The sequence below is a fragment of the Caballeronia sp. PC1 genome (genome assembly GCF_021353155.1).
Taxonomy (GTDB): Bacteria; Pseudomonadota; Gammaproteobacteria; order Burkholderiales; family Burkholderiaceae; genus Caballeronia; species Caballeronia cordobensis.
On sequence record NZ_JAJUBH010000002.1, the window covers coordinates 566,267 to 589,763 of the forward strand.

Here is a 23,497-nt window from a genome sequence, read left to right on the forward strand (position 1 = left end):
GGCTTCATTGCACGACGACCGTGCCCGTCATGTGCGGATGCAGCGAGCAGAAGTACTTGTACGTGCCGGGCTTGTCGAACACATGCGAATAGCTCTCGCCGTTGTCGAGGGGATCGGACTTGAAGCTCTTGCCCTCGTCGGCGATGGTGTGCAGCATGTCGTCGTGATTCACCCACGTCACCTTCGTGCCGGCCGGCACGGTGATCGTCGCCTGGTTGAACGCGAAGTTGTCGATGGACACCGTCGGCGCGTTGACCGCCGCGATCTGCTGCGCGGGTTCCTGCGCGCAGGCCGCCGGTATCGCCGCGCTGATGACGCCTTTCACGACGAGCGCAAACGCGGCCTTGCGCAGGAATTTGCCGGCGAGCGGGCGCAGAGTGTCGGGCGAGAGGTAGCTTGCGATCATCATGATTGCCCCGCTGCGAGCGACATGTCCGTGACCGCCAGATACTCGCGCCCCGCGACATGCGTGACTTCGCGCAAGCCGAGCATGGTGCGCAATTGCTCCGACGGCACTTTCATCGGTCCGGGCCCGGATGCCGCGCCGGGCGCGGGCTGCGGAAACGCCGTGGACATCGCCGAATAGAAACGCATCTCTCCCTCCACTTTTTGCGCTACCTGATGGACGTGGCCGTTCAGAACCGTCACCGAGCCGAAGCGCTTGAGCAGCGCGAGCGCCTGCGTGCTGTCGTCGGTGCCCCAGCCCCACTGCGGATACAGCGCCCACAGCGGGATATGCGCGAACACCACGATCGGCGTGCTGCTCGATTTGCCTTGCAGATCGGCCTTGAGCCAGGCGAGTTGCGCATCGCCGAGAAAGCCGAGACCGCCGCCTTTGAGATCGATCACGTTGGTGAGGCCGATGAAATGCACGCCGCCCTGATCGAAGCTGTACCAGTGCCGGGTACTGCCCTTGCCGTACTGCCCGGAAAAGCGCTCGAAGAACGCGTTGCCTTCTTCGACGAGCACGTCGTGTTCGCCCGGCACGTAATGCACGTCCATGCCCGCCTTGTCGATGATCTGCGTCGCGGTGTCGAACTGCGCGGGCTTGGACAGATGCGTGATGTCGCCGGTGTGGATCATGAAGGCGGGGCGCTTTTTCATGGCGCTCACGCGGTTGACGGCTTCTTCGAGCGTGCTCGCCGGTTCGGTGTTGGGATCCTTGTTGAAGCCGATATGGCTGTCGCTGATCTGCACGAAGCTGAACGAACTGGTCTTCTCGGCCGCTTCCGCCGATGAAATCAGCCGCGAAACGGGCACGCCGCCGCTCACGGTCCAGATCACGCCCGCGCCGGCCCAGGCCATGCAGGAGAGTGCGGTGCGACGGCGCTGGCCGTGCGCGTCGAGTTCGTCGCGTTCCTGCTCCGGTGGCAGGAAGGTGGGATCGGGTTTCATGGCAGTTCCTCTGATGTTGGCGGCCGCGGTTCTTGTCGTTCGAATCGGTAAATTCACGCGCATGGCGGCTCGATGCATGGGCGCAAGGCCGGCGGCTTTGCCTCGGTGAGCGAGGCCGCAGCGGCTCGTGTCCATCGAACCGGCGATGACGTCGCGTTATTCCCGCGATATTTTTTCGCTCCGTCGACGTACGCGGGAATAAACCGGACGCGCCGGGAGTATCGGAGGGGAAGGCGCGCAAAGCCGGCATGCGGCGGCGCCCGAACGATGATTCCTGAACGTGGTTGTCGAAAGGAGACCCGCGCGATGTGGCAGAGCAGGTCGAAACAAGACAAGTCCGGGCGCGGCGGCAAGTCGGACGCCGGGGCCGTCCACGCGCGCTTCGAGGCGGCCGTGATGCCGCATCTGGACGCCGCGTACAACCTCGCGCGCTGGCTTTCGGGCAGCGCGAACGACGCCGACGATGTGGTGCAGGAAGCCTATCTGCGCGCCTTCCGTTTCTTCGGCGGATTCGAGGGCGGCGAGGACGCGAACGCGCGTGCGTGGCTGCTCGCGATCGTGCGCAATACGTGGTTCACGGAGTGGCGGCGGCGCGTGCAACTCGCGGACGCGACGCCTTACGACGAGGAACTCGGCGGCGACGAAGCCTTGCCGGGCTGGTCGGAGGAAGGCGCGGTCGATCCCGAAACGCTGGCCGTGCGCCGCGACGAGGTTCATCTGGTGCATCGCGCGCTGGAGGCGCTGCCGATCGCCTTTCGCGAGGTGCTGGTGTTACGTGAACTGGAAGACATGAGCTACAAGGAAGTGGCGTCCGTGACCGGCGTGCCGATCGGCACGGTGATGTCGCGGCTCGCGCGCGGCCGCAAGATGCTGGCGGGGGCGGTGCGCGCGGCGCAGAGCGGACAGGACAAGCCGAACGTGCGGCTCGTGCGCCGCGCGGGACCGGGACATGCAGAGGAGTCGGGAAATGGAAAATAACGACACCGCCTCGCTCGATACGAGGCTCACCGATGGCTCGCTCTATCAGCGCGCGCCTGTGCATTTGCGGGCGCAAGTGCTGGCGCGCGTGCGGGAGCAAGCCGAACAGGACGCGCGCAAGGCCGAGCCGGCGCGGCGTGCCCGGCGTGGCTGGAGCAATCCGTTCGCGGCGCCCTTGCCGTTCTTCGGCGGTGCGTTCGCGGGCGCGACGCTTTCCGCGCTCGTGCTCGGCACGATGCTGTGGTTCCAGGCGGCGCCGCTCGTGTCGCCGGGATCGGGCGGCTCGCCGATCGCGCAGGAAATCGTGTCGAGCCATGTGCGCGCGCTGATGTCGGATCGCCCGATCGACGTGCTGTCGAGCGACAAGCACACGGTGAAGCCGTGGTTCAACGGCCGCATCGACTACGCGCCGCCGGTGATCGATCCGGCCGGGCCGGGATTCGCGCTCGTCGGCGGTCGGCTGGACTACATCGATCACCGGCCCGTGGCGGTCGTGGTGTATCGCTACCTGAAACATCCGATCGACGTGTATGTGTTTCCCGAACGCCGAGGCGATGCGAAGACTGAACCGGTGGTCACCCAGTCCGACGACGGCTATGCGCTCGCGCGCTGGAATCACGATGGCATGACGTTCTGGGCCGTCACCGATGCGTCGGGCGCGGTATTGCGTCAGTTCGCACACGCGATCGAGACGGGCGCGCCGCGCTAAAAAAGAGTTCGTGGAGTGCGCAAGGTTGCGCGCGGCCGTCCTCCGGGGGATAGCCGCGCGCTTTTTTTGCGCCTGGCGTGCGATGTGCGCTAACGCTCGTGCTCTTCGGGTATGTCCGAATATGGTCATATCCTTACATTTTTCTAAACTCGCTCAACCTATGTAATCGATAACGCACGGTGCGCTTAAAAAGCAGTGCCGGCATGTCGCCACGTTGCATGGGCTGTCAAATAACGATTAACGATTCAAAGCGACGGAGACACACATGGGTATGCAGATGAAGCTCATCGCGAGCGCGCTCGCGTTCGGCGTTTTTTCGTTGGCGCACGCGGCGGATCCGATCAAGATCGGCGTCGATGGTCCGTTCACGGGCGGTTCGTCTTCCATGGGTGTCAGCATGCGCGACGGCGTGCGTCTCGCCACGGCGGAAATCAACAAGTCGGGCGGCGTGCTTGGCCGTCAGATCGTGCTCGTCGAGCGTGATGACGAAGCGAAGAACGAGCGCGGCGTGCAGATCGCGCAGGAGCTCATCAACAAGGAGAAGGTCGTCGCGGTCGTCGGTTATATCAACACCGGCGTGGCGCTTGCGTCGCAGCGCTTTTTCCAGGAAGCGAAGATTCCCGTGTTCAACAACGTCGCGACCGGCACGGTGGTGACGAAGCAATTCGACGATCAGCCGGATAACTACGTGTTCCGCAATTCGGCCGCCGACCGCATTCAGGCGCCGATGATCGTCGAAGAAGCCATCACGAAGCGCGGCTTCAAGAAAGTCGCGATTCTTGCCGATTCGACCAACTACGGCCAGCTCGGGCGCGAAGATCTGGAGAAGGCCTTGTCTGCGAAGGGCGTGAAGCCCGTTGCGGTCGAGAAGTTCAACATCAAGGACGTCGACATGACGGCCCAGTTGCTGAAGGCGAAGGAAGCGGGCGCGGAAGCCGTGCTGACGTATGGCATCGGGCCGGAGCTCGCGCAGATCGCCAACGGCATGGCCAAGCTCGGCTGGAAGGTGCCGCTGATCGGATCGTGGACGCTGTCGATGGCGAACTACATCGACAATGCGGGCGCGAATGGCGAAGGCGCGCGCATGCCGCAGACTTTCATTCAGGAAGCGAACACGCCGAAGCGCAAGGCGTTCATCGATGCGTATCTGAAGGAGTTCAAGCCGAAGAACGATCGCATCGATTCGCCGGTGTCGGCGGCGCAGGGTTATGACTCGATCTATCTGCTCGCGGCGGCGATCAAGCAGGCTGGCACGACCGAAGGCCCGAAGGTCAAGGCGGCGCTCGAGAACTTGAATGGCAAGGTGGAAGGCGTGGTGATGGTCTATGACAAGCCTTTTACGAAGGCCGATCACGAAGCTATTACGCCGAATGTGCCGGTTATTGGCGAGGTGAAGAGCGGGCGGGTGATCTTTGCGTATGACGCTGATAAGAAGGGCGGCGGGACGTTGCGCACGAAGCAGACGACTGCTTCTAATTGATCTTTCTTTTTTGACTGATCCCGTTTTCTTTTTGGTCTAATAGCGCTGCCCCTGTGCGGGGCGGCACCTACTTTCTTTGCTGCTGCAAAGAAAGTAGGCAAAGAAAGCAGCTCGTCACGGCCCGCGGTCACACGCAGTTTGACCATGCTTGCCAGCCCACAGTGGCACTCGCCTAAAGAGTGCCCTCGTAGGCCCAATCGGGCGTGGATCGCGCACGGTCTGACAAGCCATAACTTTAAACGCGCCGGTTCAGCACGAAATAGCTTCGGCACAGCGCTACGCGCTGCCGTTGGGTATGCGAGGGAAACCACCCATCGGCCGCGAAGCGGGCCGGAACTTGAAATGGCTGTACCAACACATTAAGTGGCGCGATGCGGCAGACCGTGCGCGATCCAAGCCCGATGGGTCCTGTGAGGGCACTCTTTAGGCGAGGGCCGTTCCCGGAGGAGAAGAGTGGTCAAACTGCGTGTGACCGCGGGCGGTGACAAAGCTGCTTTCTTTGGTGACTTTCTTTGCAGCAGCAAAGAAAGTTACCCCCGCCCCGGGGAGGGGCAATGCTAATAGACCGACAAGAATTCAGGATTTCACAGAAGCACAAGGCACACCCAACCCAGCCACCCAGAAAGCCCCCGATGATTCTCCTCCAACTCATCTACAGCGGCATCGCCCTCGGCATGATCTACGCCGTGATCGCGTTCGGCTATCAACTCACCTTCGCCACATCGGGAACGCTGAACTTCGGACAAGGTGATGCGCTCATGCTCGGAGCGCTCGTCGGTCTCACGCTCGTCTCGGCAGGCGTCAACTACTGGCTGATGATCCCGCTCGTCTGTCTCTTCGGCCTCGTGCAGGGCTCGTTCGTCGAGCGCATCGGGGTGCGGCCCGCCATCAAGATCAAGTCGGAGTTCGGCTGGATCATGTCGACGATCGCGCTCGGCATCATCTTCAAGAACGTCGCGGAAAACGTCTGGGGCCGCGACGACCTGCGCTTTCCGTCACCCTTGCCCGAAGCGCCGCTCAAGATCTTCGGCGCGAATGTTCTGCCGATGGAACTGCTCGTCATCGGCGGCGCGGTCGTGATGATGCTCGCGGTCGAATTCTTCAACCGCAAGACGATCTTCGGCAAGGCCGTGGTCGCCACCGCGAACGATCGCGATGCGGCCTCGCTCATGGGCATCAACACGGGCCTCGTCATCACGTTCTCGTACGCGCTTTCGTCGCTGACCGCTGCATTTGCAGGGGTTTTGATCGCGCCGCTCACGCTGACCGGCGCGACCATGGGCGCGGTGCTCGGCCTCAAGGCATTCGCCGTGGCGATCATCGGCGGCCTGTCGAGCGGCATGGGCATCATCGTCGGCGGGATGATCCTCGGCATCGCCGAGACGACGACCGGCTTTTATATTTCCACCGGCTATAAAGACGTGCCGGGACTCGTGCTGCTCTTGATCGTGCTTGCGGTCAAACCGGCAGGTCTCTTCGGCAAGACGGCGATCAAGAAAGTCTGAGGCGGCGACGATGAAAGCAAAGAACTGGATCGCGGCGCTGATTGGACTAGCCGCACTGCTTATTTTTCCGGTGGCATCGGGCAACCCGTACTACATCCACCTTGTCGAAACCATCATGATCTACGCGATCCTGTTGTTCGGGCTCGATATCGTGGTGGGCTATACGGGGCAGGTTTCGCTCGGTCACGCCGGCTTGTTCGGTGTGGGCGCGTACACGGCGGGCGTGCTTTTCATGAAGCTCGGCATGCCGTTCTATGTCACCGCGCCGCTTTCGATACTCGTCACCGCGGCGTTCGGCGCGATCCTCGCCTTGCCCGCGCTGCGCGTCTCCGGCCCTTATCTCGCGATGGTGACGCTCGCGTTCGGCACGATCATCCAGATTCTCATCAACGAGATGGATTTTCTGACGAACGGGCCGATGGGCCTCAAGATTCCGAAGCCGATGTTCGCGGGTCACAAGCTCGACGAAGTGGAGTATTACTGGCTCGTGGCGGCGATGCTCGTGGTGTCGCTGATCGTCGTGCATCGCGTGCTGAAGTCGCATCTGGGGCGCGCATTCGAAGCGCTGCGCGACAGTCCGATCGCATCGGATTGCATGGGCGTGTCGGTGTATCGCTACAAGGTGTATGCCTTCGTGATCAGCGCGGGTTTTGCGGGCCTTGCGGGATGCCTCTATTCGTACTCGGAGCAGTACATCTCGCCGAACACGTATAACTTCGAGCTGACGATTCTGTTCCTGCTCGCGATCATCATGGGCGGGCGCAAGACGCGCACCGGCGCGATCATCGGCTCGACGGTTATCGTGCTGTTGCCGAAGCTGCTCGACGACATCGCCAACTTTCGCGTGGTGGCGACGGCGCTTGCGGTGGTCGTCGTGGCGGGCGCGGCGCTCGCGCTCATGCGCAAGACCACGACGCCGCAGCGCGTGGCGGTGCCGATCATCGGCACGGCGGGACTTGCCGCATTTTCGTTCTGGATCGATGCGTTGACCGACTGGCGGCTCACCATCTTCGGTTTGATGATTCTGCTCGTGGTGTATTACCTGCAGGACGGCATCGTGGGCTTCGTGCGCAAGACATTGAATCTCGGACGCGTGCGCGTGACCAAGGTCGATACCGATGAACTCGCGAGCCACACGCGCCAGGACGATGCGGTTGCGGCGGTCGCCACGGAAGGCGCGGACACGCTCCTGGACGTGCGCGGCGTGCTGATGCAGTTCAGCGGACTGAAGGCATTGAACGACGTGAATCTGACCGTGAAGCGCGGCACGATTCACGGCCTCATCGGTCCGAACGGTTCGGGCAAGAGCACGATGATGAACGTGCTGACGGGCATCTATGTGCCGACCGCGGGCGCGATCGAATACGAAGGGCAGTCGCTTGCGGGGCGTACATCGTCGAAGATTGCGCTATCGGGTATCGCGCGTACGTTTCAGAACGTGCAGCTTTTTGGCGAGATGACGGCGCTCGAGAATGTGCTCGTGGGATTGCATCACACGTTCAAGTCGAATCTCGCGGATGTCGGGGTGATGAGTTCGCGATACCGTCGCGAAGAGCGCGCGGCGCGCGAGCGGGCTTTCAACATGCTGCGTTTCGTGGGGCTGGAGAATGTCGCGGGCGAGGAAGCGCGGAACCTGCCTTATGGTAAGCAACGTCTGCTCGAGATTGCGCGTGCGTTGGCACTCGATCCGCAATTGCTCTTGCTCGATGAGCCTGCGGCGGGGTTGACCGCGCCGGATATTCGCGAGCTTGTCGCCATCATTCGGAAGGTGCGGAATCACGGGATTACCCTCGTGTTGATCGAGCATCATATGGATGTGGTGATGAGTGTGTGTGATGTGGTGTCGGTGCTCGACTTCGGGCAGAAAATCGCTGAAGGGAAGCCTTCCGAGATTCAGGCTAATGAGAAGGTTATTGAGGCTTATTTGGGCGGGCAGACGGCTGAGGCGGTTTGATTTTTTTCGTTTCGTGGAATCCTGTTTTCTTGGTGGTCTATTAGTGTTGCCCCTGTGCGGGGCGGCACCTACTTTCTTTGCTGCTGCAAAGAAAGTAGGCAAAGAAAGCAGCTCGTTCAGGCCCGCGGTCACACGCAGTTTGACCATGCTTGCCAGCCCACAGTGGCACTCGCCTAAAGAGTGCCCTCGTAGGCCCAATCGGGCTTGGATCGCGCACGGTCTGACAAGCCAGTGCGCGAAGCGCGCTGGTTCAGCACGAAATAGCTTCGGCACAGCGCTACGCGCTGCCGCCGGGTATGCAAGGGAAACCCATCGGCCGCGAAGCGGGCCGGAACTTGAAATGGCTGTACCAGTTTGTTGAGTGGTGCGATGTGACGGACCGTGTGCGATCCAAGCCCGATGGGTCCTGTGAGGGCACTCTTTAGGCGAGGGCCGTTCCCGGAGGAGAAAAATGGCCAACGTGCGTGTGACCGCGGGCGGTGACAAAGCTGCTTTCTTTGGTGACTTTCTTTGCAGCAGCAAAGAAAGTTACCCCCGCCCCGGGGAGGGGCAGTGCAAATAGACCGACACGATTTCAGGCTTCCACGACATCAAAAAACAAAACATGCTGACGATAAAAAACCTCCACGCCGGCTACGGCAAAGTCAAAGTCCTCCACGGAATATCGCTAACCGTGCCGAAGGCAAAAGTCGTGACGTTGATCGGTTCAAACGGCGCAGGCAAAACCACGACCATGCGCGCGATCTCCGGCATGATCAAGCCAACAGAAGGCGAGATCACGATGGGCCTCGGCAATGAAACAAAGCGCATCGACTCGCTAGACTCGCACAAGATCGCGCGCCTGGGACTCGCCCATTCCCCCGAAGGCAGACGCGTCTTCGCCACGATGTCCGTCACCGATAACCTGCTGCTAGGCGCCTTCCCACGCCTCACATGGTCAAGACCAAAAGGCGACGTCAACGGCGATCTCGAACGCGCGATCGAGCTATTCCCGCGCCTGAAAGAACGCCGCAATCAACTCGCGGGGACGCTCTCCGGCGGCGAACAGCAAATGCTCGCCATGGCGCGCGCGATCATGCTCAATCCGGATCTCGTCCTGCTCGACGAACCGTCGATGGGCCTCGCGCCCATTCTCGTCGATGAAGTCTTCCGCATCATCGAGCGCCTGAAAGCCGATGGCGTCACGATGCTGCTGGTCGAGCAGTTCGCCGCCGCCGCGCTGAATGTCGCGGATTACGGCTACGTGCTGGAAAACGGCCGCGTCGCGACGCACGGCCCGGCCGAGCAGTTGCGCAACGATCCCTCCGTCAAGGCGGCGTATCTCGGCGCGAGTCACTGATTGCCGCACTGCGCAAAAGGAACGAAACAATACGCTCTATCATGGTGAAGGCGCGAAGACGCCTGTCCGACATCCTCACAAGGAGCTGCCATGATCAGCGGCAAGACCACTCTGATTGCTCATCTCGGCTACCCGACCGAAGCGTTCAAGGCGCCGATGATCTATAACCCATGGTTCGACAAACAGGGCATCGACGCCGTCGTCGTGCCGATGGGCGTCAAACCCGAGGATTACGTCGCGTTCCTGCCGCATCTGTTCAAGCTGACCAACATCCGCGGCGCGCTCGTCACCATGCCGCACAAGATCACGACCGTCGGCCTGATGGACGAAGTGAGCCCGACCGCGCGCATCGCCGGGGCCTGCAATGCGATCCTGAAGCGCCCGGACGGCACGCTCGTCGGCGATCAGTTCGATGGCGCGGGCTTCGTGCGCGGCGTCGAACGCAAAGGCCGCAAGCTCGCGGGCACGCGCGTGCTCGTGCTCGGCAGCGGCGGCGTCGGTTCGCCGATCGCCGCATCGCTCGCGGCTGCGGGCGTCGCCGAACTCGCGGTCTTCGACACCAATACGGCCTCCGTCGATGGCCTCGCGTCGCGCTTGCGCGAGCACTATCCCGCACTCGTCGTGCGAACCGACACTAAAGACCCCGACGGCTTCGACGTGATCGTGAACGCGACGCCCCTGGGCATGAAAGACAGCGACCCGCTGCCGTTCGATATCGATCGAATCGCGCCGGGCACGTTCGTCGGTGAAGTCGTGATGAAGTCGGAGTACACGCCGCTTTTGCGTGCGGCGAAGGAAAAGGGCTGCGCCGTGCAGGTTGGCACGGACATGCTTTTCGAAATGATCCCGGCGTATCTGGAGTTTTTCGGCTACGGCACCGCCACCGCCGACGATTTGCGCGCCGTCGCGCAAATCAAGTACGCGTAAAGCTTCTCGAACGCGCATCCGTTTCTATACTCTTATCGACACAGCAACGCAGACGCTCATCCTCTGACAAATAGGCGGCTCGCGAATCTCGGCGGCCTGAACAATGCAGGGAGGAATCATGGGATCGACTGCACCCGGCGTGCCGGCCGACGACAAACACGCGCCCGAACCGCACGGCCATCCGGCATTGCTGGGGCTTTCGCTCGCGGCATTGGGCGTCGTCTATGGCGATATCGGCACGAGCCCGCTCTATACGCTCAAAACCGTGTTCGATCCCGCGGGCGGCCTGCCGTTGCAGCCCGCGAACGTCATCGGCATCGTCTCGCTGATCTTCTGGTCGCTCACGGTCATCGTTTCGCTCAAGTACGTCACGCTGATCCTGCGCGCCAACAATCATGGCGAAGGCGGCATCATGGCGTTGCTCGCGCTGGCGGCGTCGTCGGTGGAATCGAAGAAGCGGCTGAAGCACGTGCTGTTGCTCATCGGCGTGATGGGCGCGGCGCTCTTTTACGGCGATGGCGTCATCACGCCCGCCATTTCCGTGCTGAGCGCGGTGGAAGGCCTCGAAGTGGCCGCGCCGGTGCTGCAGCCGTATGTCGTGCCCCTGACGCTCGTCGCGCTCATTGCGCTCTTCGTGATGCAGAAGCACGGCACCTCGGGCATCGGCGCGGTGTTCGGGCCGGTCATGGTGCTGTGGTTCATCGTGCTGGCGGTATCGGGCATCGTGAACATCAAGGATGCGCCGCATATCCTCACCGCGCTGAATCCGCTCGAAGGCCTCGCATTCGGCCTGCATCATCGCTGGCTCGCCTTCGTCGCGCTCGGCGCGGTCGTGCTGTCGCTCACGGGCGCTGAAGCGCTCTATGCCGACATGGGCCACTTCGGCTCGCGGCCGATTCGCCTGACCTGGTTCGCCGTCGTCTTTCCCGCACTCGCGCTGAACTATCTCGGGCAGGGCGCGCTTCTGATCGCCGATCCGAGCGCATTGCAAAATCCGTTCTATCGGCTCTTTCCGTCGTGGATGCTTTATCCGATGGTCGTGCTGTCCACCATCGCGACCGTGATCGCGTCGCAGGCCGTGATCTCCGGCACTTACTCGATGACCAAGCAGGCGATGCAGCTCGGTTTTCTGCCGCGCATGAGCGTGGTGTACACCTCGGCGAGAGAGATCGGTCAGATCTATGTGCCGGGCATCAACTGGACGCTGCTGCTCGCGGTCGTGGCCGCCGTGCTCGGCTTCGGCTCGTCGACCGCGCTCGGTTCCGCATACGGCATCGCCGTGACGGGCACGATGCTCATCACGACCGTGCTGACCTTTTTCGTGATCCGCTACGCCTGGGGCTACAACTGGGCGCTATGCCTCTTCGCGACGTCGTTCTTCTTCATCATCGACGCGATGTTCTTCTCGGCGAATTGCCTGAAGATCAGGGAGGGCGGCTGGTTTCCGGTCGTGATCGGCCTCGTGATGTTCACGATCATGGCGACCTGGGGACGCGGCGCGCAGATGATGATCCAGGAAGCGCGCGCGCGCGCGGGCGCGGCGCCGCTCAAGCCGTTTCTCGCGAATCTGATCGCGCATTCGCCCGCGCGCGTGGAAGGCACCGCCATCTTCATGTCGAACGATCCCGAAGGCGTGCCGCATTCGCTGATCAACAACCTCATGCATAACCGCGTGCTGCACGAGCATACGGTGTTTCTGACGGTCGCGACCGAACCCGTGCCGTGGGTCGACGAGGGCCGCCGCGTGGTCTTGCAGGCGCTCGGCGAGGGCTGCTTCCAGGTGACGGTGAACTACGGCTTCAAGGACGAAGTGGACCTGCCCGCCGCGCTGGAAAAATGCCGGCCCTCGGGCGTGAAATTCGACCGCGCCACGAGTTCGTATTTCCTGTCGCGCGCGACCGTCGTGCCGACGCCGGGCACCGGCATGGCGTTATGGCGCGAGCGGCTGTTCGCCATCATGCTGCACAATGTGGGGAACGTCGCGGCCTATTTGCGCCTGCCCGCCGATCGCGTGATCGAGCTTGGGGCGCGTGTCGAGATATGACGGCGCAAATCGGCTGATCTGCGTGCTTTGGACGCAAGCATGCAACGCGACGGGGAGCGAGACTGACGACAAGACAACGCCGCGCACAGGAGACGCCATGACCGCCAGCAGCACGCCGACCCGCCATTCGTTTCCCTCCACCACGCGCCTCGTCGAGCGCGGCAAGATCGTGTCGGCGCGCGAGGCCGTGCGCCTGATCCGCTCGGGCGACACGATCGCGACGAGCGGCTTCGTCGGCATCGGCTTCGCGGAGGAAGTCGCGATCGCGCTGGAAGAACGGTTCGTGGAAGGCGCGGATCCCATTGCCGGACTGACGCTCGTGTATGCGGCCGGTCAGGGCGATGGCCGCGCGAAAGGCCTCAATCATCTCGCGCACGAAGGCCTCGTGAAGCGCGTGATCGGTGGCCATTGGGGCCTCGTGCCGGGTTTGCAGAAGATGGCGATCGATAACCTCATCGAAGCCTATAACTTGCCGCAAGGCGTAATTTCGCAGCTCTTTCGCGATATCGCCGCGCACCGGCCGGGACAGCTTTCCACGGTCGGGCTCGGCACCTTCGTCGATCCGCGCAACGGCGGCGGCAAGCTCAATGCGCGCACGACGGAAGACCTCGTGCGGCTCATGCCCATCGACGGCACGGATTATCTTTACTACAAGACCTTCCCGATCGATGTCGCGATCGTGCGCGGCACCACGGCCGATCTCAACGGCAACGTCACGATGGAAAAGGAGGCGCTGACGCTCGAAGCGCTTTCCATCGCCATGGCCGCGCGCAATTCCGGCGGCATCGTGATTGCGCAAGTCGAGCGGCTCGCTGAATCGAACACGCTCAATTCACGTCAGGTAAAGATTCCCGGCGTAATGGTCGATTGCGTCGTGCTCGCGAAACCCGACAACCACTGGCAGACCTTCGGCGAGCAGTACAGCGCGGCGTTTTCGAGCGAATTGCGCGTGGCCGCGAGCTCCGTGCCGCCGATGGGCCTCACCGAGCGCAAGATCATCGCGCGCCGCGCCGCCTTCGAGTTGATGGCGAACAGCATCGTGAATCTCGGCATCGGCATGCCGGAAGGCATCGCGAGCGTGGCGAACGAAGAGCAGGTGATCGATCTCTTCACGATCACGACCGAGCCCGGCGTGATCGGCGGCATTCCGGCTGGCGGCCTCAACTTCGGCGCGGCGACGAATACTCAGGCAATCATCGATCAGCCGTATCAGTTCGATTTCTACGATGGCGGCGGCCTCGATATCGCATTCCTCGGTCTCGCGCAGGCGGACCGCGAAGGCAATCTCAACGTGAGCAAGTTCGGCCCGAAGCTCGCGGGCGCGGGCGGCTTCATCAACATCAGCCAGGCGGCCAAAAAGGTCGTGTTCGTCGGCACGTTCAACGCGGGCAAGCTGGATGTGACGATCGAAGACGGCCTGCTCAGGATCAATCGCGAAGGGGATTGCCGCAAGTTCGTCGATGCGGTCGAGCATCGCACCTTCAGCGGCCGTTACGCCGCCGAGCGCGGACAGCCCGTGCTGTATATCACCGAGCGCTGCGTGTTCGAGCTCACCGCGAAAGGACTCGCGCTGACGGAAGTGGCGCCCGGCATCGATATCGAGCGGGACATCGTCGCGCAAATGGGTTTCGCGCCGGTCATGAACACGCCGCCGCGTCTCATGGACGAACGCATTTTCCGCGATGCGCCAATGGGCCTGCGCAAGATCCTGCTGAGTCTCGACCTGTCCGAACGCTTCAGCTACGACGCGGAGAAGCATCTCTTCTTCATCAATTTCGAAGGGCTCGAAGTCAAGAGCCTGAGCGATGTCGAAGCGATTCGCCGCGAAGTCGAAAAGCAATTGGCCGATGCCAAGACACGGCCGCACGCGATCGTGAATTACGATAACTTTTCCATTCGCCCCGATATGCTCGACGCCTATTCGGAGATGGTGACGAAACTAGTCGATGGTCATTACGACCGCGTGACGCGCTATACGACGAGCAGTTTCCTGCGCCTGAAACTGGGCGATGCACTGAAGCGCCGCGGCGTCGCGCCGTATATTTATGAAAGCCCGGAAGAAGCGCGCGAACACGAATCGAAGCGCGCTACCGAGTGAAAGCAACGGGCCTTGGCGTCGTCACGATGCGTCTCGTCGATTGCGCAATTTGCTATGGCGTATGCCATACGCAAAGTAGATCACGACGCCGATCGCCATCCAGATGACGAGGCGTATCCACGTATCGGCGGGCAAGCCTGACATCAGAAAGAGCGAGGACAGCGCACCGAGCGGCGCGACGATGAACACGGCGGGCGTCTTGAACGCGCGCTCCAGATTCGGTTGCGTGATGCGCAGCACGAGCACGCCCACGCACACGACCATGAACGCGAACAGCGTGCCGATGCTGACGAGCTCGCCCACGAGCCCTATCGGCAGCGTCCCCGCGAGAATCATCACGATGATGCCGGTGACGATCGTCGTGATGTACGGCGTACGAAAGCGCGGGTGAATCTTCGAAGCGAACGGCGGCAAAAGGCCGTCCTTCGCCATCGTGTAGAAGATGCGCGGCTGCGAAAGCAGCAGCACCAGAATCACGGAAGTCAGGCCGAAGATCGCGCCGAGTTTCACGATGGGCGAGAGCCAGCGCATGCCGATCGCATCGACGCCGACGGCGATCGGGTCCGCGACGTTGAGCTTGTCGTACGGCACGATGCCCGTCAGGACATACGCCACGAGCACGTAGAGAATCGTGCAAATCGTGAGCGAGCCGAGCAGGCCGATGGGCATGTCGCGCCTCGGGTTGCGCGTTTCCTGCGCCACGCATGACACGGAATCGAAGCCGATATAGGCAAAGAACACGACCGCCGCGCCGCGCAACACGCCGCTCATGCCGAACACGCCGGATTCGCCCGTATTCGGCGGCAGGAACGCGCCCGTGGGGTTCTGCGCGGTGACCCAGTGTCCCTTGTCCACATACGCGAAGCCCGCGGCGATGAACGCGAGCACGATCAGCACCTTGATGACCACGATCACACTGTTCACGCGCGCCGACTCGCGTATGCCGACCACGAGCAGCATCGTGATGAGCCCGACGACAACCATCGCGGGCACGTTGAGTATCGCGCCGGCGTGGCTCCAGCCGTGTCCCGGCTCGTAAGCGAAGGGCGCTTTCGACAACTGCTCCGGTATGTCGATGCCGAGCGAATGCAGAAAGCTCACCACATAACCCGACCAGCCGATCGCGACCGTCGTCGCGCCGACGGCGTATTCGAGAATCAGATCCCAGCCGATGAGCCAGGCGATCAGTTCGCCCATCGTCGCATAGGCATACGTGTAGGCGCTGCCCGAGACCGGCACCGTCGAGGCCATTTCGGCGTAGCAGAGGCCTGCGAGCGCGCAGACGATCGCGCCCAGCACGAACGAAATGGTGATGGCGGGACCGGCGTTGGTCGCCGCCGCGTGACCGGTCAGCACGAAGATCCCCGCGCCGATGATGCAGCCGATGCCGAGCAGGGTGACATCGAGCCCGGTGAGCGAGCGGGTGAGCGCATGGCCGCCGTGCTCCTGAAGCACTTCTTCGGTTTCGGCCGCTTCGCTCTGCAGCGCAGCGACGGATTTTCTTTGCATGACGGTCACGATCGCCTCCTGTGCGCTACGGCTGCACGTTGGTTCTGAGTTGATGTCGTTTCGTGATAGCAGATTTTGCAGCGGAATTCGAGCGCGACCCGATGCGCGATCCGTATGGCAAGCGCATTTTTAAGCGTACGCTCGTTCAGCGGCGAACGGCAGGACGATGCGGCAGCACGAAGCGTGCCTTACATGCCGATGCGCCTTGAAAGGCCATGAGAACGCAAGACCCCACGGCGCTCAAGGGCAAAAACGGGCCGCTGCGGGCACCGATGCGCCGCGCACTATAATCGAACTCATAGTTGCGTTTCTCAATCCCGGAAACCGTTTTGCCGCGACGGCGGAACGTTCCCCGGACTTTCCCTCACGTGGAGATTTGATATGGCTATACGCATTGGTGATGAAGCTCCCGATTTCACGGCAGAGACGACCGAGGGCACGATCCGCTTCCACGAGTGGATCGGCGACAAGTGGGCCATCCTGTTCTCGCACCCGAAGGACTTCACGCCGGTCTGCACGACCGAACTCGGTTACATGGCCAAGCTCAAGCCCGAGTTCGACAAGCGCGGCACGAAGGTCATCGGCCTTTCGATCGATCCGGTGACGAATCACTCGCAGTGGGCGAAGGACATCGAGGAAACGCAGGGCACCGCGGTCAATTATCCGATGATCGGCGACGCCGACCTCAACGTCGCGAAGCTCTACGACATGATCCACCCGAACGCGAGCGGCGCGAACCCGCGCACCGCGGCCGATAACGCGACCATTCGCGCGGTGTTCATCGTCGGTCCGGACAAGAAAGTGAAAGCCACGTTCACGTATCCGATGAGCGCGGGCCGCAACTTCGACGAAGTGCTGCGCCTGCTCGACGCGCTGCAACTGAACGCGAAGCACACGGTCGCGACGCCGGTGAACTGGAAACCGGGCGATGACGTGATCATCCCGACCTCGGTGTCGGATGACGACGCGAAGAAGAAGTACCCCGACGGCTTCAAGACGCTGAAGCCTTATCTGCGCACCGTCGCGCAGCCGAAGTAACGCGCTTTTTCGTGCAATGCGGCGCCGGCCCGCGCAATGCGGACCGGCGCTTTGTCATTTCGGCTCGGCGTGCCCCGTGCGGCGCTCGGGCGACGTATCGACTTCGCCGGGCCGCCGCAGCATCTTGTCGACTTCGCCCGCGTGCATTTCCTCGACTTCGATCATCTGCCGCGCGTATTCCTCGAGCGCGACCGAACGGTCCTCCACGACCTTCAGCAAGTCGCGATAAAGACCGAGCGCAACCGTCTCCGCCTGCAGGGATTCGCGCAGGATCGTTGCGATGTCGAACGTGTGATTATCGAGCAGCGGGCCGATTTCCAGCGACGGATACGCACCGAGCGTGGTGATCCATTCGCCGGCCTGATGCGCGTGCACGAGCGATTCGTCGGCCTGCGCGCGCAGCCACGAGACGATCGGAATGCGGCCGAAGCCGAACACGAGAAACGAATAGTGCGTGTAACGCACGACGCCGGCCAGTTCGGATTCGAGAATCTTGTTCAGGACGGCGACGACCTTTTCCTTTTCGAGCTCTGCCATTCCAGCCTCCGTATTTTCAACGCCAGGCGCTTAATCGCATGCGGCTTCACTCATTGTAGTCACGTGAGCGGCGCATGCGAGGCGAAACTGCGGCGTCGGGGCGCGCAAGATACGCTCCCGGCTCGAAGGGGTGGGGAAGGCGGGTGCGGCGCGGCGGCTCGTGGCCGCGCCGGCGGCATGCCCTCAGGCGATTTCCTCTATCCAGATCGACGCCGTGCGCGAGAGCACCTGCGACATCGCCGTGCGCGCGCCGTCGCCATCGGCGGTTTCGATCGCGCGCACGACCCTGCCGTAGTCGCCGAGCTGCGAATCGGGCACGCGCGGCAGCGCATGCGGCTGCGTGCGCAGCGCGGCCTTCATCGTCCTGATGCCGACGCGTACGACGCTGCCCATCTGCCGTAGCAGTTCGTCGCCGCTCGCATCGACGATGGCGGCCTGCAACGCATCTTCGGCGGCGGACTGCAACGGCTCGGACGGACTCGCGTGCACGAGCCGCTGATAAGCCGCGTTGATGGCGATGCGCTGGTGGCGGTTCGCGCGCGTCGCGGCGAGGCCTGCGGCGGGCGGATCGACGAGCGAGCGGAACTCGATCAGCCTGCGTATGCAATCGGGATCGTGCAGCGCACGAAGGCGCCACTCGGCCACTTCCGGGTCCATGATGAGCCATTCGCGCGCGGGCTTGATGCGCGTGCCCGTCTTGGGTCGTACGTCGAGCATGCGCCGCGATATGAGGATGCTCAGGGCCTCGCGCATGATGGTGCGGCTCACGCCGTGCTGCTTCGACAGAATGACTTGTGGCGGCAGCACGTTGTCCTGGTATTCGCCGCCCACGATGCCCGCGACGAGTTGATTCACCACGCGCTTGACGAGCGATGCTTCATATCCATGATTCATTTTCTTGTTCTCGTGATAACGCCCACGCTTGCGGCTTCGCCGCCCGGTCAGGAGCGGCGAAGCCAGCGTTTGTCTAAGATCACGGCGCCTCGGTGCGCACGCGTCTGCATCTCTGCGAAGCGCTTCCCCTTCCGGCACGCCGTGTATTTGGTCCCCAGGTTTTCAGCTACCGATGCGGCAACAGCCGCACACCCCGCAGCGGCCGGCTTTTGTTTGGACTGCATCGTCGATCCGCTGAAGGAAGCGTATATCCGCGTGCCCCGTTTTAACAATATGGTCCACCGCTAATTCGACTGACTATCGTGCGTCGGCCCACAAAATCGGGCGGGCGCGGCACGCCGCGTGATAGCGCTCGAGATGCGCAAGCGTTTGCGCGTCATCGGTTATGCGAAGCATCGCACGCATCGTTTCGATGCATGCCCGTGTGTTACCTTTGCGTGCCATAGCAACGCAACAAGGAGAAGCGAAACATGAAAGTCGCTGTCATGGGAGCAGGCGCGGTCGGTTGTTATTACGGCGGCATGCTCGCGCGCGCGGGTCACGAGGTTGTGCTGATCGCGCGGCCGCAGCATGTGGAGGCGATCGAGCGCGAAGGCTTGCGCCTCGATACGCAGCATTTCGACGAGCGTGTGCGCGTGGCCGCGAGCACCGAAGCGAGCGCCGCGAAGGGCGCGCAACTGGTGCTCTTCTGCGTGAAATCCACCGATACGGATAGCGCCGCCCAGTCGCTTGCGCCGTATCTCGAACGCGACGCGCTGGTTCTTTCGCTGCAAAACGGCGTGGAAAACGCGGAGCGTCTGCGCGAACTTTTGCCGCAAGAAGCCGCGGCCGCGGTCGTGTACGTCGCCGCTGAAATGGCGGGGCCGGGCCATGTGAAGCACAACGGTCGCGGCGAACTCGTGATCGAGCCGTCGGCGCAAAGCGAGAACGTGGCGCGCGCGCTCGTCGAGGCGGGCGTGCCGACCGAGATCTCCGATAACGTGCGCGGCGCGCTGTGGGCCAAGCTCGTTCTGAACTGCGCTTACAACGCGCTGTCGGCCATCACGCAGTTGCCGTATGGAAAGCTCGTGCACGGCGAGGGCGTGACGCGGGCCATGCGCGATGTCGTCGACGAATGCCTCGCCGTGGCGAAGGCCGACAACGTGACGATTCCCGGCGACGTCGATACAGCCGTGCGGCGCATCGCCGAAACGATGCCGAACCAGTATTCGTCGACGGCGCAAGATCTCGTACGCGGCAAGAAGAGCGAGATCGATCACTTGAACGGGCTGGTGGTGCGGCGTGGCGAGGCGCTCGGCGTGCCGACGCCCGCGAACCGCATGCTGCATGTGCTCGTGAAGGCAATCGAAAGCAAAGCGGCATAGCGCTTGATCGACACACGCGGGCGCACTCCGGCAAACGGGCGGGCACGGGCGATGCTGATTTTATGCAGCACGCACAGAAAACACCGTGCGTAGCCCAACAAACCGGAGGTTCACCATGAAATCGATCGTCAAGGCAATCGCCGTCGCCGCCGTAGTGGTGGCGCCCGTGCTCTCGTTTGCACAAACCGATTCGTCGCTCACGCGCGGCCAGGTGAAGGATGATCTGCGGCGGGTCGAAGCCGCGGGCTATGACCCGACGCGCTCCGACCAGACTTCGTATCCGTCGGATATCCAGGCTGCAGAACGCCGCGCTTCTGGGCAGGGCGACAATACCGACAACGCGAACATGAACGCATACGGCGGAGCCGCCGCCGGCCGATCTGCAGCGGGAATGCGCACGATGCGCCCGATGAACGACGACGGCAGCAAGCCCCTGTATTTCGGGCATTAATGCTTCTGGCGGCGGTTCGATCCTGCGCATTGCGCGCAACGGCGCTACCATCGCTTCTCGTTTAGCCCAAGCGCGAAGCGCAGGAAGACACTCATGGACAAAGCCGTCAAGATTCCCGGTCCCGATCATCCGATCACGATCGCGCGCAGTCCGCTGCGCGTGATCGTTAAAGCAGGCGGGCACGTAATCGCCGATACGACCGAGGCGCTTTCATTGCACGAGGCCTCGTACCCCGAAGTGCTGTATATCCCGCGCAAGGATGTGGACATGTCGCAACTGGCGCGCACGTCGCACAGCACGTATTGTCCTTACAAGGGCGAATGCAGCTATTACAGCATTCCCTCCGGTGGACAAAAGGCGGCCAATGCGGTGTGGACGTACGAGTCGCCCTACGACGCCGTCGCTGACATCAAGGAGCATCTCGCTTTCTATCGCGATCGCGTCGATTCGTTCGAGACGCACGAGGCCTCCTGAGCTTCAATCGAGAAACGATTTGGCGCGGTGCTTCAGCATCGTGCTGAAATCATCGAGCCAGCCGAGCGCGAGACGCCAGCTCTGCCAGTAGAGATCCACATCGAAGCGCGAGCCGGGCAGCACTTCCACGAGCTCGCCGCTTTCGAGTTGCCGCGTGACGAGCCGTTGCGGACACATGCCCCACGCCAGTCCCGAGGTGCACGCGCGCACGAAGCCTTCGCCGTGCGGCACGATATGCGCGGGCGGTTCGATATCCACGCGACTCACGCGCTTGATAAAGCGCTTCTGCAATTCGTCTTTCTCGTTGAAGTTCACACACGGCGCGCGCCGCAGCGCGTCTCGCGTGAGGCCGTGCGCGAAATGGCGCTCGAAGTAGGCGGGCGAGCACACCGCGCGATAGCGCATGCGTCCGAGTTTTAGCGAACGCCAGCCGGGAACGGGCTCGGCTTGCGTCGTGATCGCGCCTTGCACGTCGCCTTCGCGAATGCGCTGCGCGGTGTGGTCCTGATCGTCCACGACGAGATCGAGCATGAGTTCACGTTCGATGCAGAAGTCCGCCGCGGCGTCGATGAACCAGGTGCTCATGCTGTCGTCGTTCACGGCGATGCGCAATTTCGCTCGCCGTTCGCTCGGCGTGCCGGGCAAGGTCGGCATGCGTCCGCCGAGTTCCGCTTCGAGCAGTTGCACGCGTTCCGTGTGACGGCACAAAAGCGCGCCCGACGCGGTCGCCTCGCACGGCTGGCCGCGCTTGACGAGCAGGCTGCCCACGCGTTCTTCCAGCAGTTTCACCCTTTGCGACACGGCCGAGGGCGTGACGTTGAGATCGCCCGCGGCGCGTTCGAACGAACCGGTCCGAACGACGGCGAGAAGGGCATCGAGCAGGGCATAGTCGAGCATTAGCGTTGCTTAATTCAAATTAGAAAGTTTAGCTGTTTGAATGACGGGCATGAGCGCAGACTACGGCTTTCTTTCATTGCGATCAAGCGCGCCATGCAACCGACTCCCTTCAAACTCGAACGTTACTTCGCGCGGCATGAATTCACCGCGCGCCATCTGCTCTGCAGTTCCGATCCCGAATCGATGTCGGTAGGCGAATTGCTCGCTTACGAGCCGAACGCGATCGACGGATTGCGCGAGACCTGGCTCGGCTACACCGAATATCCCGGCGCGCCGGAACTGCGGCGCGCGCTCGCATCGCGATACCAGAACATCGAGGCCGACGACATCATCGTGCACACGGGCGCGCAGGAAGCGATCTATTCGTTCATGAACACGATGCTCGCGCCGGGCGATCACGTGATCGTGCATATGCCCGGCTATCAGTCGCACTATTCGGTTGCCGAGGCGATGGGCGTGAAGGTGTCGCCCTGGAGGGCGCGCGAGGAAGCGGGCTGGGCGCTCGATCCGGACGAACTGGAAGCGCTCGTCACGCCCGCCACGCGCGCGATCGTGCTCTGCGCGCCGCACAATCCGACCGGCTATCTGCCGTCGCGCGATGTGTTCGATGCGATCGTCGCCTTCGCGCGCAAGCACGGTTTATGGCTTTTCAGCGACGAGGTGTATCGCGGGCTGGAACACGATCCCGCCGATCGCCTGCCCGCCGCCTGCGACGTCTACGAGCGGGCGATCTCGCTCGGCGCTTTATCGAAGACGCATGGACTCGCGGGCCTGCGCCTCGGCTGGATCACGTCGAAAAGCGCGCAAGTGATCGAGCGCATGAGTACGTTCAAGGACTATCTCACCATCAGCAACAGCGCGCCGAGCGAGTATCTTTCGACCATCGCGGTACGTCACAGCGATGCGCTCATCGAACGCAACGTGGGGATCGTGCGCGCCAATCTGCGGCTGCTCGACGCATTCTTCGCGCGTTACGCGGATCGCTTCACATGGCATCGTCCGCGTGCGGGCACGATCGGCTTCGTGCGCTTGAAGCACGGACGCGCCGAGCAGTTCTGCGCGCAACTGCTCGAACGCACGGGCGTGTTGCTGCTGCCTTCGACCTTGATCGATCATGGCGATGCGCATGTCCGTCTTGGCTTCGGCAGGCGCAACATGCCCGAGGTGCTCGCCGTGGTAGCGGACTATCTCGACGCGACCGCCACGAGCACCGCATCCTGACGGTAGGCATCCGGAAACGCCCGCTTCAGATTCGCCACCTTCGGCAGATCGTTGATCGCGATATACGGGCTTTCCGGATGCTCGGTCAAGTAGTTCTGGTGATAGCTTTCCGCCGGATAAAAGCCCTTGTAATCCTCGACTTTCGTGACGATCTTGCCGCGATAGAGGTGCGCTTTGTCGAGCTGCGCGATATACGCACCGGCGATATCGCGTTGCGCCGCGTTGGTCGGGAACACAGCGGAACGATATTGCGTGCCGTGGTCCGGTCCTTGATAGTTCAGTTGCGTCGGATCGTGCGCAACCGAAAAGAAGACCTGCAAGAGCTTGCCGTACGTGACCTGCGCCGGGTCATAGGTGATGCGCACCGATTCCGCGTGCCCGGTGTCGCCTTCGCTGACGCGATCGTATTGCGCGGTGTTCGCCGCGCCGCCCGCATAACCCGACATCACTTCCTTCACGCCGCGCACGTGTTGAAACACGCCTTGCACGCCCCAGAAGCAGCCGCCTGCGAATACGGCGGTTTCCGTATGCACGGCGCCCGCGGTTTCATCGTGCGCGGGCGGGGGAATCCTGACGGCTTCCTCGCTCGAATGCGCGGCGCGCTGCAAGGCGAATGCGCCCGCGAACAGCACGGCCACGCTCGCGGCTTTGAAAGTCCTGCTGGTGATCTTCGACATGTTTGC

The 23,497-nt window shown here is 62.5% G+C and carries 21 protein-coding genes; 14 read left to right on the forward strand and 7 right to left on the reverse strand.

Features of this window, described 5'->3' with window-relative positions:
* Positions 1-4: 4 nt before the first annotated feature.
* Positions 5-409, reverse strand: a complete 405-nt coding sequence (locus LY284_RS18395; RefSeq protein WP_014250792.1) for a cupredoxin family copper-binding protein — start codon at positions 407-409, stop codon at positions 5-7.
* Positions 406-1,395: a metallophosphoesterase gene (locus LY284_RS18400; RefSeq protein WP_085952652.1), complete on the reverse strand. Its 990-nt coding sequence runs from the start codon at positions 1,393-1,395 to the stop codon at positions 406-408. Before LY284_RS18400 ends, LY284_RS18395 begins: the two co-directional genes overlap by 4 nt.
* A gap of 306 nt (positions 1,396-1,701) precedes the next feature.
* Between LY284_RS18400 and LY284_RS18405 the strand changes: the two genes are divergently transcribed.
* The 9 genes from LY284_RS18405 to LY284_RS18445 all read left to right on the forward strand — a co-directional run bounded on the left by LY284_RS18405 (position 1,702) and on the right by LY284_RS18445 (position 14,429).
* Positions 1,702-2,373, forward strand: coding sequence for an RNA polymerase sigma factor (locus LY284_RS18405; protein ID WP_233387544.1), 672 nt, complete (start codon positions 1,702-1,704; stop codon positions 2,371-2,373).
* Complete coding sequence (locus tag LY284_RS18410) at positions 2,363-3,082, forward strand: anti-sigma factor (RefSeq protein WP_045453845.1); 720 nt, start codon at positions 2,363-2,365, stop codon at positions 3,080-3,082. Before LY284_RS18405 ends, LY284_RS18410 begins: the two co-directional genes overlap by 11 nt.
* A 271-nt stretch (positions 3,083-3,353) precedes the next feature.
* The gene (locus tag LY284_RS18415; protein WP_374730242.1) at positions 3,354-4,562 is read left to right on the forward strand and encodes an ABC transporter substrate-binding protein; all 1,209 of its coding nucleotides are present in this window, start codon (positions 3,354-3,356) and stop codon (positions 4,560-4,562) included.
* Between the two features lie 632 nt (positions 4,563-5,194).
* Positions 5,195-6,067 (forward strand): branched-chain amino acid ABC transporter permease, encoded by an 873-nt coding sequence (locus LY284_RS18420; protein ID WP_014250797.1) that lies wholly within the window; start codon positions 5,195-5,197, stop codon positions 6,065-6,067.
* Positions 6,068-6,077: 10 nt separating this feature from the next.
* On the forward strand, positions 6,078-8,021 hold the full coding sequence (locus LY284_RS18425; RefSeq protein ID WP_053569212.1) for an ATP-binding cassette domain-containing protein: 1,944 nt from the start codon (positions 6,078-6,080) through the stop codon (positions 8,019-8,021).
* A 604-nt stretch (positions 8,022-8,625) separates the two neighbouring features.
* On the forward strand, positions 8,626-9,360 hold the full coding sequence (locus LY284_RS18430; protein WP_233387545.1) for an ABC transporter ATP-binding protein: 735 nt from the start codon (positions 8,626-8,628) through the stop codon (positions 9,358-9,360).
* A 90-nt stretch (positions 9,361-9,450) separates the two neighbouring features.
* Entirely contained in the window at positions 9,451-10,287 is an 837-nt protein-coding gene (locus tag LY284_RS18435) for a shikimate dehydrogenase (protein ID WP_014250800.1), read from the forward strand.
* Positions 10,288-10,405: 118 nt separating this feature from the next.
* Positions 10,406-12,331, forward strand: coding sequence for a potassium transporter Kup (locus LY284_RS18440; RefSeq protein ID WP_233387546.1), 1,926 nt, complete (start codon positions 10,406-10,408; stop codon positions 12,329-12,331).
* A gap of 97 nt (positions 12,332-12,428) precedes the next feature.
* Positions 12,429-14,429, forward strand: a complete 2,001-nt coding sequence (locus LY284_RS18445; protein WP_233387547.1) for an acyl CoA:acetate/3-ketoacid CoA transferase — start codon at positions 12,429-12,431, stop codon at positions 14,427-14,429.
* Positions 14,430-14,450: 21 nt separating this feature from the next.
* On the opposite strand, the gene LY284_RS18450 is transcribed toward LY284_RS18445, so the two are convergent.
* Positions 14,451-15,938, reverse strand: coding sequence for an amino acid permease (locus tag LY284_RS18450; protein ID WP_045453859.1), 1,488 nt, complete (start codon positions 15,936-15,938; stop codon positions 14,451-14,453).
* A 381-nt stretch (positions 15,939-16,319) separates the two neighbouring features.
* On the opposite strand from LY284_RS18450, the gene LY284_RS18455 reads away from it, so the two are divergent.
* On the forward strand, positions 16,320-16,976 hold the full coding sequence (locus tag LY284_RS18455; protein WP_014250804.1) for a peroxiredoxin: 657 nt from the start codon (positions 16,320-16,322) through the stop codon (positions 16,974-16,976).
* A 54-nt stretch (positions 16,977-17,030) separates the two neighbouring features.
* On the opposite strand, the gene LY284_RS18460 is transcribed toward LY284_RS18455, so the two are convergent.
* Positions 17,031-17,513, reverse strand: coding sequence for a bacterioferritin (locus LY284_RS18460; protein ID WP_014250805.1), 483 nt, complete (start codon positions 17,511-17,513; stop codon positions 17,031-17,033).
* A gap of 183 nt (positions 17,514-17,696) precedes the next feature.
* Positions 17,697-18,407 (reverse strand): FadR/GntR family transcriptional regulator, encoded by a 711-nt coding sequence (locus LY284_RS18465; RefSeq protein WP_014250806.1) that lies wholly within the window; start codon positions 18,405-18,407, stop codon positions 17,697-17,699.
* Positions 18,408-18,877: 470 nt separating this feature from the next.
* Between LY284_RS18465 and LY284_RS18470 the strand changes: the two genes are divergently transcribed.
* The 3 genes from LY284_RS18470 to LY284_RS18480 all read left to right on the forward strand — a co-directional run bounded on the left by LY284_RS18470 (position 18,878) and on the right by LY284_RS18480 (position 20,696).
* The gene (locus LY284_RS18470) at positions 18,878-19,771 is read left to right on the forward strand and encodes a ketopantoate reductase family protein (RefSeq protein ID WP_233387548.1); all 894 of its coding nucleotides are present in this window, start codon (positions 18,878-18,880) and stop codon (positions 19,769-19,771) included.
* A gap of 115 nt (positions 19,772-19,886) precedes the next feature.
* A complete protein-coding gene (locus LY284_RS18475; protein ID WP_053569215.1) occupies positions 19,887-20,222 on the forward strand; it encodes a DUF4148 domain-containing protein in 336 nt (111 codons plus the stop codon).
* Positions 20,223-20,315: 93 nt separating this feature from the next.
* Positions 20,316-20,696 (forward strand): DUF427 domain-containing protein, encoded by a 381-nt coding sequence (locus tag LY284_RS18480; RefSeq protein WP_233387549.1) that lies wholly within the window; start codon positions 20,316-20,318, stop codon positions 20,694-20,696.
* A gap of 3 nt (positions 20,697-20,699) precedes the next feature.
* Here LY284_RS18480 and LY284_RS18485 read toward each other — a convergent pair whose 3' ends face one another.
* The gene (locus LY284_RS18485; protein ID WP_233387550.1) at positions 20,700-21,593 is read right to left on the reverse strand and encodes a LysR family transcriptional regulator ArgP; all 894 of its coding nucleotides are present in this window, start codon (positions 21,591-21,593) and stop codon (positions 20,700-20,702) included.
* A gap of 93 nt (positions 21,594-21,686) precedes the next feature.
* On the opposite strand from LY284_RS18485, the gene LY284_RS18490 reads away from it, so the two are divergent.
* Complete coding sequence (locus tag LY284_RS18490) at positions 21,687-22,814, forward strand: aminotransferase class I/II-fold pyridoxal phosphate-dependent enzyme (protein ID WP_233387551.1); 1,128 nt, start codon at positions 21,687-21,689, stop codon at positions 22,812-22,814.
* On the opposite strand, the gene msrA is transcribed toward LY284_RS18490, so the two are convergent.
* The gene (msrA, locus tag LY284_RS18495) at positions 22,778-23,491 is read right to left on the reverse strand and encodes a peptide-methionine (S)-S-oxide reductase MsrA (protein ID WP_233387552.1); all 714 of its coding nucleotides are present in this window, start codon (positions 23,489-23,491) and stop codon (positions 22,778-22,780) included. The two genes, LY284_RS18490 and msrA, sit on opposite strands and share 37 nt — an antisense overlap.
* Between the last annotated feature and the right edge of the window lie 6 nt (positions 23,492-23,497).